This is a genomic window from Petropleomorpha daqingensis (genome assembly GCF_013408985.1).
In the GTDB taxonomy this organism is placed as follows: Bacteria; Actinomycetota; Actinomycetes; order Mycobacteriales; family Geodermatophilaceae; genus Petropleomorpha; species Petropleomorpha daqingensis.
The window spans coordinates 1,334,380-1,346,066 of the sequence record NZ_JACBZT010000001.1 but is presented as its reverse complement, the minus strand read 5'-3'; the positions used below and the strand labels follow the sequence as shown (position 1 = coordinate 1,346,066).

12 protein-coding genes are annotated in these 11,687 nt (G+C 75.6%); 7 read left to right on the top strand and 5 right to left on the bottom strand.

Features of this window, described 5'->3' with window-relative positions; translation table 11 throughout:
• Positions 1-183: 183 nt before the first annotated feature.
• Together GGQ55_RS06695 and GGQ55_RS06690 are read right to left on the bottom strand one after the other, a co-directional pair.
• Complete coding sequence (locus GGQ55_RS06695; protein ID WP_179715684.1) at positions 184-393, bottom strand: hypothetical protein; 210 nt, start codon at positions 391-393, stop codon at positions 184-186.
• A gap of 109 nt (positions 394-502) precedes the next feature.
• The gene (locus GGQ55_RS06690; protein WP_179715683.1) at positions 503-1,138 is read right to left on the bottom strand and encodes a TetR/AcrR family transcriptional regulator; all 636 of its coding nucleotides are present in this window, start codon (positions 1,136-1,138) and stop codon (positions 503-505) included.
• A 55-nt stretch (positions 1,139-1,193) separates the two neighbouring features.
• Here GGQ55_RS06690 and GGQ55_RS06685 point away from each other — a divergent pair, with 55 nt between their 5' ends.
• From GGQ55_RS06685 to GGQ55_RS06670, 4 genes are all read left to right on the top strand, one after another.
• Entirely contained in the window at positions 1,194-2,264 is a 1,071-nt protein-coding gene (locus GGQ55_RS06685) for an ABC-2 transporter permease (RefSeq protein ID WP_179715682.1), read from the top strand.
• Between the two features lie 20 nt (positions 2,265-2,284).
• A complete protein-coding gene (locus GGQ55_RS06680) occupies positions 2,285-2,821 on the top strand; it encodes a phosphodiesterase (RefSeq protein WP_179715681.1) in 537 nt (178 codons plus the stop codon).
• On the top strand, positions 2,818-3,234 hold the full coding sequence (locus GGQ55_RS06675; protein ID WP_179715680.1) for a helix-turn-helix transcriptional regulator: 417 nt from the start codon (positions 2,818-2,820) through the stop codon (positions 3,232-3,234). The genes GGQ55_RS06680 and GGQ55_RS06675 overlap by 4 nt, the downstream gene beginning before the upstream one ends.
• Positions 3,235-3,318: 84 nt before the next feature.
• Positions 3,319-3,747, top strand: a complete 429-nt coding sequence (locus GGQ55_RS06670; protein ID WP_179715679.1) for a VOC family protein — start codon at positions 3,319-3,321, stop codon at positions 3,745-3,747.
• Between the two features lie 9 nt (positions 3,748-3,756).
• On the opposite strand, the gene GGQ55_RS06665 is transcribed toward GGQ55_RS06670, so the two are convergent.
• Positions 3,757-6,369, bottom strand: a complete 2,613-nt coding sequence (locus tag GGQ55_RS06665) for an ATP-binding protein (protein WP_179715678.1) — start codon at positions 6,367-6,369, stop codon at positions 3,757-3,759.
• Positions 6,370-6,530: 161 nt separating this feature from the next.
• Between GGQ55_RS06665 and GGQ55_RS06660 the strand changes: the two genes are divergently transcribed.
• The 3 genes from GGQ55_RS06660 (at position 6,531) to GGQ55_RS06650 (ending at position 10,297) form a co-directional block, all read left to right on the top strand.
• On the top strand, positions 6,531-7,409 hold the full coding sequence (locus GGQ55_RS06660) for a hypothetical protein (protein ID WP_179715677.1): 879 nt from the start codon (positions 6,531-6,533) through the stop codon (positions 7,407-7,409).
• A complete protein-coding gene (locus GGQ55_RS06655; protein WP_179715676.1) occupies positions 7,406-9,106 on the top strand; it encodes an NAD(P)/FAD-dependent oxidoreductase in 1,701 nt (566 codons plus the stop codon). The genes GGQ55_RS06660 and GGQ55_RS06655 overlap by 4 nt, the downstream gene beginning before the upstream one ends.
• 162 nt (positions 9,107-9,268) lie before the next feature.
• Positions 9,269-10,297 carry a glycosyltransferase gene (locus GGQ55_RS06650; RefSeq protein WP_366488875.1) on the top strand — a complete coding sequence of 343 codons (1,029 nt, stop codon included), beginning with the start codon at positions 9,269-9,271 and terminating at the stop codon, positions 10,295-10,297.
• Here GGQ55_RS06650 and GGQ55_RS06645 read toward each other — a convergent pair.
• Entirely contained in the window at positions 10,261-10,485 is a 225-nt protein-coding gene (locus GGQ55_RS06645) for a ferredoxin (RefSeq protein ID WP_179715675.1), read from the bottom strand. The two genes, GGQ55_RS06650 and GGQ55_RS06645, sit on opposite strands and share 37 nt — an antisense overlap.
• Complete coding sequence (locus GGQ55_RS06640) at positions 10,482-11,684, bottom strand: NADH-ubiquinone oxidoreductase-F iron-sulfur binding region domain-containing protein (RefSeq protein WP_179715674.1); 1,203 nt, start codon at positions 11,682-11,684, stop codon at positions 10,482-10,484. Before GGQ55_RS06640 ends, GGQ55_RS06645 begins: the two co-directional genes overlap by 4 nt.
• Between the last annotated feature and the right edge of the window lie 3 nt (positions 11,685-11,687).

The window sequence follows — 11,687 nt, the reverse complement described above, 5'->3', positions numbered from 1 at the left end:
GGCCCCGGCGCAGGTCGTCACTTCCGGTTCCGGACGGTCCCGGAGCCCCCGTGGCTGTGATCATGGCCGAGCGCGGGTCCTCCCGGAAGGGAGTCCTGCGCCGTGCGATCGGTTCGGGGCGTGACGAGGCCGGTCTGTCCCGGCGGCGCGCTCCTCGCAGCCGCCGGGACGCCGGAGCTCAGCTCACCGGATCGCGCGGATCTCGGTGCTCGTGGTGGACAGCGGCGACCACGCGTCGGGGTGCGGGCGGCCGGCGTCGGCGACCCAGGAGGGGTACTGCTGCGTGGTGTTGCCGCCGGTCGTGGACGGGCGGGCGCTCAGCGCGACGATGACGGCCAACAGCACGATGAGTCCGACGAGCACCCCACCGATGACCAGAAGCGTCGAGAGCATGTACTCAACGTAATGACCGGACTGTTCCGTGTCACCGGGCTGACCTGGGCAGATGTCTCCGAACCCGACCCGCTCGATTGCGCAGAATTCGACGGTTGACAGTCTCAAGTCACGAGTCGGTCTCGGCAGGATCCGTCGCCGAGCCGACCAGGGCGCCGAGCACGCGGGCCGCCAGGCCGGGCGGTACCGAGCCGGGATCGGCGAGCTCCTCGAAGGCCAGCCCGTGCGCCAGGGCGATCACGACGAGTGCGAGCGCCTCGGCGGTCCAGCCCGGGTCCTCCGGCAGGCCGGCGAGGAAGGCGGCCGCCGCGGCCACCACCTGGGCGCGCAGCCGCCGCCGCGACTCGGCGAACGCCGCCGCCACCGACGGGTCGCGGACGGCGCGCTGCCAGAACTCCACGGCCAGCAGCTGAGTCCGGGGGTCCGGGCGGGCGAGGTCGGCGCTGACGGCGGCCAGCGCCTCGGGCACGGTGCGGGCCGCGGCGAGGGTCTGCTCGACGTCGGCGACCCGGGCGGCCACCTGCGCCTCGAGCAGGGCCAGGAAGAGCTCGTCCTTGCTGGCGAAGTTCGAGTAGACGGCGCCCTTCGTGAAACCGGCTGCCGCGGCGACCTGGTCGAGCGTCGCGGCGGCCAGGCCGCGCTCGGCGACCACGGTCGCTGCGGCGTCGAGGATCCGGGTGCGGACCTCCGGGCGACGCGGGCGGGGCGTGCGCGAGGTCACCTTCGGCGGGGTTGTGCCGGTCACGGCCAGGAGCATACTGGTCGGTATCGGATACCAGTCAGTATCGAGGGGGACGACGATGGCGAGCACCACGGCCGCGGACGAGACCACGACGCCGCGCACCGGGCGCCAGGAGGCGCCGCGGCGCGAGCTGCTCCCGGGCGTGACCCGGCGTTCGGCGCTCCTCGTGGTCGGCGTGCTCCTGCTCCAGCTCGGTTTCGTGCTCAGCTACGTGGGCGCTTTCCACGCGCCGACGCCGCGGGAGATCCCGGTGGCCGTCGTCGCGCCCGCCGGTGCGCCGGCCGGCACCGCGCAGCAGGTGGCCCGGCAGCTGGACGCCCTGGACGGCGACCCGCTCGACGCACGGGTCGCGGCCGACGAGAGCGCCGCCCGTGCCCAGCTCGCCGACCGCGAGGTGGACGGCGTCCTGCTGCTCGGCACGGGCACGCAGGACACGCTGCTGGTCGCCGGCGCGGAGGGCGGCGCGGTCAGCTCGGCGCTGACGTCGCTGTTCACGCAAGTCGACGCGGCGCAGCAGCGGACGCTGGTTCCCGAGGACGCGATCCCGGCCGCGAGCGGGGACGCGCGCGGGCTCTCGGCGTTCTACCTTGCCGTCGGCTGGGTCGTCGGCGGCTACCTGGTCGCGGCGATCATCGGCGTCAGCAACGGCTCGGTGCCGCGGACCCGGGCGCGAACCGCCGTCCGCCTGGGCGCGCTGGCCGTCTACGCGCTGGTCTCCGGCATCGGCGGGGCGGTGCTCACCGGTCCGGTGCTGGGCGTGTTCTCCGGGCACTTCTGGGCCCTCGCGGGTTTCGGCGCGCTCGTCGTCTTCGCCGTCGGCGCGATCACGATGGCCCTGCAGGTGTGGACCGGGCTGATCGGCATCGGGCTGGCGATCCTGCTCTTCGTCGTCCTCGGCAACCCGAGCGCCGGCGGTGCCTACCCGGCACCATTGCTGCCCCCGTTCTGGGCGGCGATCGGCCCGTGGCTGCCGCCGGGCGCGGCCACCGGTGCGGTGCGCGGCATCGTCTACTTCGCCGGGGCCGGCGCGGGCTGGGCGGTGCTCGTCCTCGCGGTCTACGGCGTCGTCGGGCTGGCGGCCACGCTCGCCGGCGCGGGCCGCCGCGGCGCGGTTCCCGCGACCGCCTGAGCGCGGACACAATGGCCGGCGTGCTGGTCGACGGCGTCCTCGAGCGCGGCACCGGCCACGCGCCGTTCGGGGTGCCGTGGCTCGACGAGCCGGCGCGGGACGACGTCGTCGTCCGGATCTCCCGCAGCGCCGGGCTGCCGGCGCCGCTGCCCGACGTGTTCGGCCTCGCGGTGCGGATCCCCGACGGCCCGGTGGACCTGCTGCTGTGGGCCACGCCGATCGGGCCCGTGGTGCGGTTCGTGCCGGTGCCACGTCGGGACGCCGCCACGGCGTACACGTCGATCATGGGCTACCGGTCCGACGCCGGGACCCTGCGGCTGGCGGCGCTGCCCGACGACGGCAGCGCCCGCCGGTTCACCATGGCGGCCGCCCGCGGCCAGGGCCCGTGGCGGCCGTTCGGCCGGCTGGTTCTCGGTGCGGCGCGGGAGCCGGTCGATCCCGGTGTCCGCTTCGACGCCGTCGGCAACCCGCCGCACGGTCTCGTGCCCGACGGCCCGCTGGCGCGGTTCCGGGCACGCGCGTACGCCGCCGCGCGCCGCGGCCGCGCCGCGTCGTGACGGCGGGCGGGGACCTGCTGCGTCACCTGCGCCGGGCCCGTGACCACGTCGACCGCCGCTATGCCGAACCGCTCGACCTCGACCGCCTGGCCGCGGTCGCCGGCGTCTCGAAGTACCACTTCGTCCGCTGCTTCGAGGCGACCTACGGCGAGACGCCGATCCGGTACCTGACCCGCCGCCGGATCGAGCGGGCCCAGGATCTGCTGCGGCACGCCAACCTCACGGTCACCGAGATCTGCACCGCCGTGGGTTTCGCCAGCCTCGGCTCGTTCTCCTCGCGGTTCCGGCAGATGGTGGGGGAGAGCCCGACCGCCTACCGCGACCGGTGGGCCGCGCGCGGCGGCGCGCACGTCCCCGGCTGCTTCCTGTTCATGCGCGGCGTCCTCGACCCGACCGAGACCGGCCCGGCCTGACGCCGAAGTGGCGCAGTTGGCGGTGCGGCGGATCGAGCAATCTGAGAGAAGCCTGCGTCCGGCTCGCGGCCCTACCGTCGGCGCATGATCACGAACGTCTCGCTCATCACGCTGTACTGCCTCGACCAGGACGTCGCCCGCGACTTCTACGTCGACGTCCTCGGCTTCACCCCGCGCACCGACATCACGATGGGCGAGGGCTTCCGCTGGGTCACCGTCGGCCACCCCAGCCAGCCGGAGCTGGAGATCACCCTCATGACCCCCGGACCGCCGCTCGACGAGGAGGCGGCCGCGTTCACCCGCCGGCAGCTGGAGAAGGGCACCTCGGGCGGGCTCGGCCTGCACGTCGACGACTGCCGGAAGACGTTCGAGGAGCTCTCCGCCAAGGGTGTGCAGTTCCTGCAGGAGCCCTCCGACCGCCCGTACGGCGTCGAGGCGGTCATGCGCGACAACTCGGGCAACTGGCTGGTGCTGGTCGAGCGGCGCGACTTCTCGCCCGAGGACTTCGCCTAGGAGGGCAGCTCACGACGACGAGGTCTCCAGCCGGCCCGTGACCGCGGCGAGGCCTTGCTCCAGCGTCGTCCACGGGCCGGCGGCGGCGCCGGCGGACCGCTCGCGCCGGTCGTCGTCCTCGCCCAGGACCCGGCGCACGGTGGCGTCGAGCTGGTCGGCGAGCGGCTGCAGCAGCGGCCAGATGACCACCCCCAGCTCGGCGCGGGCGGCATCGGCGGCGCCGATCAGCCGGGCCGCGGTGCGGGCGTCACGGCGGCCCAGGGCGAGCGCCGCGAGCAGGTCGAGGCAGTACGCGAGCCCCTCCTGGTCGCGGATCTCCCGGTGCAGCCCGGCCGACTCGACCAGCCTTTCCTGCGCGCCGGTCAGGTCGTCGGCCAGCAGCGCGTCGAGACCGAGCTGGTCGAGCAGCGTTGCCATGAGGTGCTCGTCGCCGATGCCCCGGGCCAGGCCCAGCGCCTCCTCGTGGGTGCGCGCGGCCTTCGGCAGGTCGCCGGACAGCAGCGCCACGTTGCCCAGCGGCACGAGCGCGTAGGCGACCGACCAGTCGTCGCCGCTGCGCCGCAGCGCGTCGACCGCCTCGGCGAGCAGCGCCGGCTGCTCGGGGTCCTCCGGTGGCCGGGTCATGCCGAGCATCACGAGGCCGTGCCCGAGCAGCCAGGCGTCGTCCCGGGCGCGGGCGTCGGCGACCACCTCCGCGATGAACGGGGCGGCCTCCTCGATCGAGCCGTGGGCGACCCGGGTGGCACCGCGGGCCCAGCGCAGCAGCCCGGCCAGGTCCGGCGGCAGCGCGGCGGCCGACGGCAGCGCGGCGGTGCGCTCCGCCGACTCCGCCATCGGCGCGAGCAGCCCGCGGGCCCACCACCAGCGGGCCAGCGGCGCGGCGATCCGGACGGCGAGCTCCGCCTCGTCGTGCGCGATCGCCCAGTGCAACGCGACCTGCAGATCGACGGTCTCGGCGTCCAGCCGCACCCGCCAGAACCGGTGCTCCGGACCGGACAGCCCGGCCCCGGCCAGCGCGCTGATCGTGGCCAGGTGCTCGGCCAGCCGCTCCCGGGTCGCGTCCTCCTCGCCGCGCTCGCGCAGCCGCTCCGCGGCGAAGGCGCGGACCAGCTCGAGCATGCGGAACCGCGGCTCGCCCTCGCCGCCGGCGCGGGAGGTGACCAGGCTGTGACCGACCAGGACCGACAGCGACTCCAGGACGTCGACGTCGCCGTCCACCGACCCGACCGCCTCGGCGGTGTCGAGGGCGCAGCCGTCGGCGCACACCGACAGGCGGGCCAGCAGCGCGCGCTCGGGCTCGCCGAGCAGGTCGTAGCTCCAGGCCACGGTCGCGCGCAGGGTTCGTTGCCGGTCCGGGGCGTCGACGTCCGAGCCGGTGAGGTCCAGCGCCCGGTCCAGCCGGCGCAGCAGCATCGTGGGCGGCAGCGTGCGGACCCGGGCGGCGGCGAGCTCGATCGCCAGCGGCAGCCCGTCGAGGCGCCGCACCACCTCGGCGACCGCCCCGGCCGTGGCGTCGGTGACGTCGAAGCCCGGATCGGCGCGCCGGGCGCGGGCCTCGAACAGCTGCACGGCGGGGCTGGAGAGCACGCGGTCGACGGCGCGCTCGCCGGGCGACGGCATCGCCAGCGGCTCCAGCGGCACGTCCTGCTCGCCACGCAGGCCGAGCAGGGTGCGGCTGGTGACCAGCAGCTGGGTGCCGGGGCAACGGGTGAGCAGGGCCGCGAGGTCCGGCGCCGCGCCGAGCACCTGCTCGACGTTGTCGAGCACCAGCAGCGCCCGCCGCCCGGACAACCGGTCGCCGACGAGCTCCAGCAGCGGCCGCCGCCCCTCCGGGGTCACGCCGAGCACGCCGGAGACGGTGGCGGGCACCTGCTCCGGGTCGCGGACCGGCGCCAGGTCGACCCACCACACGCCGTCCCGGTCGGGCACCATCGCCTCGGCTGCGGCCAGCGCCAGCCGGGTCTTGCCCATGCCGCCCGGGCCGGTGAGCGTGACCATCCGGACCGTCTGGTCGCGCAGCAGGCCGGTCACCATCGCGAGCTCGTCGCGGCGGTCGACCAGCGGTGCCGGCGGGGTGGGCAGCCATCCGGCCGCGAGCCCGGGCGGGTGCCGCACGGGCGCGGCGAACCGTTCGGTGAGCAGGACGGCGAGGTCGTCGGACACCAGCTCGGCGAGGTGCTCGGGATCGCGGTAGGGCGTGGTCGAGACCCCGCCCTCGCTCCAGATCCGCTCGATGAGCGCGGACAGGCGCGGCTCGCGGCCCGGGGCGTCGCGGCGGACGTACATCAGCCGCGGCATGCCGGCCGACAGGTTGAACTCGTCCTCCAGGCCGGAGATGTCCATCGTCGGCGCGACCCAGCCGTAGCGCTCCCCGTAGACGCCGACGAAGACGTCGCTCTGCGTCAGGTACGCCCGGTAGAGGTCGCGCGGCGGGTGCGGGCGCGCGCCGAGCTCGAACAGCACGGGGGTCAGCCGCAGCCGGGTGATGGCGTCGCGGACGGCGCGGCGCTCGGCGGCGAGCTCCTCCATCGTCGAGGAGATGAACACGCGCAGCCGCCGGTCCGGGGTGCTGATCAGGGTGTCCGCCGGCGCTCCGACCCCCTCGGTCGCAGGAGCGGCCACCCGCGCACCTCCCACCCGGGCCGCCGGTCGCGGGGCACGGCCGGAGGAAGGGCAGTCTAGAAGAATGGAGTGACTACAAAACCCGTTGGCAGCGCCCCGGGACGGTGGTTCCCTGGACCCGCTCGACAAGTCGCACGGGGGTCCGACGAGCGGGAGCTGACGTGCACACCGCCACCCCCACCCGCGTCCGGTCGCACCGCATCCGCCGAGTGCTGCCCAGCATGCGCGCGCTGCTCGTGGTCTTCAGCGTCCTGACGGCCCTCGCCGTCGGCGCGCTGTACGTCCTGGCCGAGCGGACGCAGGACGTCTTCGCCTGGACCATCCAGCCGCCGCTGACCGCGGCGTTCCTCGGCGCGGGGTACGCCGCCGGGTTCGTCCTGGTGGTGCTGTCCCTGCGCGACCCGGTGTGGGCGCACAGCCGCGTCGCCGTCCTGACGATCCTGGTGTTCGTCGTGCTGACGACGATCGCGACGCTGATCCACATCGACCGCTTCCACTTCATGGACGAGTTCGCCGACAGCGGGTTCCTCGCCAAGGCGGCGGCCTGGTTCTGGCTCGGCGTCTACATCGTCGTGCCGGTGCTGATGCTGGCGCTGATCCTGCCGCAGGAACGCTCGCGCGGGATCGACCCGCCACCGCGGCACCCGGTGCCGGTGTGGCTGCGGCTGGCCCTGGCCGCCGAGTCGCTCGTCCTGAGCCTCACCGGCGCGGCGCTCTACGTCGTCCCGGCGACGTCGGAACGGCTCTGGCCGTGGACGCTCACCCCGCTGACCGCCCGGGTGGTCGCCGCCTGGCTGCTCGCGTTCGGTCTGGCCACCGCGCTCGCCGCGTTCTCCGGCGACCTGCGCCGGCTGCGCACCGCCGCGATCGCCTACACCGTCTTCGGGCTCATGGTCATCGGTGCGGAGATCCGGTTCCGCTCGACGATGGACTGGGACGACCCGCCGACCATCACCTTCGCGCTGATGACCGTCGCCGTCGTCCTCACCGGAGCGGCCGGCTGGTGGCTGGCCCCGGCGCCGCGGCGGTTCCGCCGGTGAGCGGCGGTCAGCGGGCCGCGCTCGTCGTCCTGACCCGGGACGACGCGATCCGCGAACGGATGGCCCGGGAACTGCACCGCCGCTACGACCGCGACTACGCCGTCGTCGTCGGGGCCGACGCCGAGGAGGTCCACACCGGGCTGGCCGAGGCCGGGAACCTGCCGGTGGCCGTGCTGTTCGGCGTCCTGGGCGAGGCCGACCCCGACGGGCTGGACCGGCTGCGCGAGCTGCACGTCGGCTGCCAGGGCTCCCTCGCGGTCGCCGCCTACCGCTGGGGTGCCTTCGAGACGGCGGGTGCGGTCTTCGAGGGGATCACCCTCGGCCAGCTCGACCGGCACGTCGCCGCGCCGGAGCAGGAAGGGGACGAGGAGTTCCACCTGCAGGTCAGCGAGATGCTCGAGGAGTGGACGAACCGCCAGGGCGGCGGCTTCGAGGCGGTGCGGATCATCGGCGACCGCTGGTCCGAGCGGGCCCAGCACCTGCGGGACACCTTCACCCGCAACAAGATCCCGATCGGCTTCCACGACGTCGACTCCGCTGCGGGGCGGGCGATGCTGGCCGACCTCGCGCTGGAGTCGCCGCGGCTGCCGGTGGTCGTGCTGCGGTTCCGTCCGGGGCGGCCGGTGCTGCAGAACCCGAGCGACCTCGACATCGCCAATGCGTTCGGGCTGCTCACGCCGCTGGACCCGGAACTCACCTGGGACGTCGTGGTCGTCGGTGCGGGGCCGGCCGGGCTCGGTGCTGCGGTGTACGCCGCGTCCGAGGGCCTGTCCACCCTGGTGCTGGAGCCCGAGGCGGTCGGCGGGCAGGCCGGCACCAGCTCGATGATCCGCAACTACGCCGGCTTCCCGAACGGGATCAGCGGCAACAACCTGGCCTTCCACGCTTACCAGCAGGCCTGGCAGTTCGGCGCCACCTTCCACTTCATGCGGTCGGCGACCGGCCTGACCACCGAGGGGGAGCTGCACCGGGTGGCGCTCAGCGACGGCAACACGGTGCTCACCCGCAGCGTCGTCGTCGCGACGGGCGCGAGCTGGCGGCGGCTGGGTGTCCCGGAGCTGGAGGAGCTGACCGGTCGCGGGGTGTTCTACGGCGCGGCGATCGCCGAGGCGCCGGCCATGCGCGGCCGGCACGTGTTCGTGGTGGGCGGGGGCAACTCCGCCGGTCAGGCCGCGGTCTACCTGTCCCGCTACGCCGACCGGGTCACGGTGCTCATCCGGCGGGCCGACCTCTCCGAGACCATGTCGGACTACCTCATCCGCGAGCTCGACGCGCTGCCCACCATCGACGTCCGCGGCCGCACGCAGGTGGTCGGCGGCAGCGGCGGTGACTTCCTCGAGAAGGTGGTCGTCCGGCACCTGGACACCGGCGAGGAGACCGTCGAGGACGGCGTGCTGTTCGTGCTCATCGGCAGCGAGCCGCGCACCGGCTGGGTGGCCGGCACCCTGGCCCAGGACCGCTGGGGCTTCCTGCTCACCGGGCACGACCTGATCGACGCCGAGGACCCCCCTGCGCCGGCCTGGCCCCTGGACCGCGCCCCCGCGATGCTCGAGACCAGCACGCCGGGCGTGTTCGCCGCCGGCGACGTCCGCGGCGGCTCGGTCAAGCGGGTGGCCTCGGCGGTGGGGGAGGGCGCGCTGGTGGTCACCCTCGTGCACGCGCACCTCGCCGACCTGCGGGCGCACGCGACCACCTGAGCGGCTGTGATCCGTCACCCGAAGGAGTCCCCTCGGGGTTCGGTGCGCAGACCGAGGGGTAGGCCGAACCAGATCGGCTCGTAACCCCCGTGCCGACGCCGAACCGTCGACCGGCACCGCCTCCTGCGGAGCAGCGCTCGACCGCAGGAGGAGTGTCCGCACGTGTCCGTCGCAGGGTCCGCCGAGCCGGCGCCGCCGATCCGGGTGGCCGCCGTCCCGCACGCCGATGCCTACGTCGAGGCCGTGCGGCCTGCGGGCGTGGTCGCGGTCGGCCCGGACACCGAGCCGAGCCCGTGGCTGGACGCCGCCTACCTGACCGCGCACGCGGGCGAGATCGACGTCCTGCACGTGCACGGCGGGTACGGCCACCTGCCGGTCGCCGCGCTGGAGTGCTGGACCGAGACGGTCCGCCGGCTGGGCATCCCGCTGGTGCTCACCGTGCACCAGCTGCGCGAGCCGGCGCAGCGCACCCGCACCCTCCACGACGCGCACCTGGCCGCGCTCGCCGCGACGGCCGAGGTGGTGCTGACCCTCACGCCGGGCGCCGCCGACGAGATCGCCGAGCGGTACGGGCGGACGGCGATCGTCGTGGCGCACCCGTCGGTCGCCCTCCCGGACGCGGACGTCGGCAGCGAGCGCGGGCTGGTCGGCCTGGTGCTGCGCTGCACCTCCCCGGCGGTGCCCGACCCCGCGGCCCTGGTGCGTGCCGCGCTGTCCGGCGCGCTGGACGGCGGCGGCCGGCTCCGGGTGCTGCTCGGGATGCCCGGCGACCCGGACGACACCGTGCCCGGCATCACCGCGCTGGCCCGCTCCGGCGCGCTGGAGCTGGTCGTGCCCGGTGCCGGCGACGCCGCCTGGGCCGCGGAGCTGCAGCAGCTGCACGTCGCCGTCCTGGCCGAGCGCTGCGGCACCCACTCCCGCGATCTCGAGGTCTGCCGCGACGTCGGCACGCGGGTGGTGGCGCCCAGCTGCGGCTGGTTCTCCGACCAGTGGTCCGACGTCGTCCCCTACCTGAACGACGAGGCGCGCGGCTTCGACGCGGTCTCGCTCACCGGCGCCGTGTCCGCCGCCCTGGCCCGGTCCATGCCGCGCCCGGCCGACCGCACCTGGCGCGACGAGCAGCGGGCCGCGGTCCGGTTCGTGCACGCGCAGGTCTACGCGTCGGTCGCGGCCGACCGCGCCGCCGTCTGAACCAGCCGCAGCGCCCGGGTCGGGCACGTGGCCGCCACCGAGCGGGCCCGGCGCAGCAGCTCGCGCGGCAGCTCGCCGTCGGCGAGCAGCGGATAGCCCCACTCGTCGAGCGCGATCGCCTCGGGCAGCAGCTCCGCGCACAGCCCGTGACCGGTGCAGGCGATGGGGTCCACTGCGAGACGGGTCACCGCACGGCTCCCGGCACGGGGAGGAAGGGCCGGGTCGTCGTCGCGCTGCACCGGCCGGAGGCGTGCAGCCGCACCTCGGGGGCGAATACGCCGAGCGCGCTCGCCACCAGGCGCACGGTGCCGTCGGGGTGCCGGCACGCGCCGCGGTCGGGCAGCAGGCCGCACCAGCGCCAGATGTCGGTGAGCAGCTGGGGCGGTGGGGTGGCGGCGCGGGCGAGCACGGCCAGGGCGGCGGCGATGCGGGGCAGGCCGTTCAGGCACGGGCCGCACTGGCCGGCCGAGGAGGCGGCCAGATAGCCGACGACGCGGGCGGTCTCCCTCAGCCCGCAGCGGTCGGCGGGCAGGGCGGCCAGCACGCCGGCGCCCAGCGCGGCGCCCACCGGTTCGAGCCCGGCCCGGTCGAGGGGCAGGCCCCGCGCGACGGCGGCCGGCAGCCACGTGCCGTGGTAGCCGCCGACCAGCACGGCGCGCACGTGGCTGTCCAGGGGCAGGACGTCGCCGAGCGGCGCTCCCAGCGGGATCTCCAGCACGTCGGTCCAGGGCGTGCGGTTGCGCTGGAACCGCCGCGTGACCAGCGTCCTCCCGGAGGTCTCCCGATCGCCCCTGGCCATCAGCGCCAGCCGGGCCAGGGTCTCCACGTTCTGCACGAGCGTGGGCCGGCCGTCGACGCCGCGCTCGCGGACGGGCACCAGCTTCGACCGGGGCAGCGGCGGGTCACCGTCGATGTCGGCGACGAGGGCGGACTCCTCGCCGGAGAGGAACTCCGCGGCGGCGGGGTGCAGTCGCACCGCCGCGCCGTCGGGTCGCTCGGCCAGCCGGGCGGCCAGCCCGGGGAGGAGGTGCTCCGGCGCGGCCAGGACGACGTCGGTGGCCCCGAGTCCTCGGGCCACCAGCGACAGCCCGTCCAGCACGAGGTGCGGGGCCCGGGACAGCAGGACGGCGTCCTTGGCCGCGGCCGGCTCGCCCTCGGCGCCGTTGCCGACGAGCACGGGGGAGCGGCGGGTCGCGACCGCGGCGTCGGCCACCGAGCGCAGCTTGACCGCGGTCGGGAAGCCGGCACCCCCGCGGCCGGTCAGCTCGGCGGCCGCCGCCAGCTCCACCGGGTCGGCCCCGGGCAGCGGGCCGAAGGTCGCCCGGTGCTCGGGCAGGCCGGGGCCCGGGGCGTCGAAGAGGCCGTGGGTCGAGAGCACGGTGGTCATCCG

Bases quoted from the DNA above. Each gene is read 5' to 3' on its own strand.
- GGQ55_RS06640 (WP_179715674.1), bottom strand. From the start codon at position 11,684: ATGACCACCGTGCTCTCGACCCACGGCCTCTTCGACGCCCCGGGCCCC.
- GGQ55_RS06670 (WP_179715679.1), top strand. From the start codon at position 3,319: ATGATCACGAACGTCTCGCTCATCACGCTGTACTGCCTCGACCAGGAC.
- GGQ55_RS06695 (WP_179715684.1), bottom strand. From the start codon at position 393: ATGCTCTCGACGCTTCTGGTCATCGGTGGGGTGCTCGTCGGACTCATC.
- GGQ55_RS06685 (WP_179715682.1), top strand. From the start codon at position 1,194: ATGGCGAGCACCACGGCCGCGGACGAGACCACGACGCCGCGCACCGGG.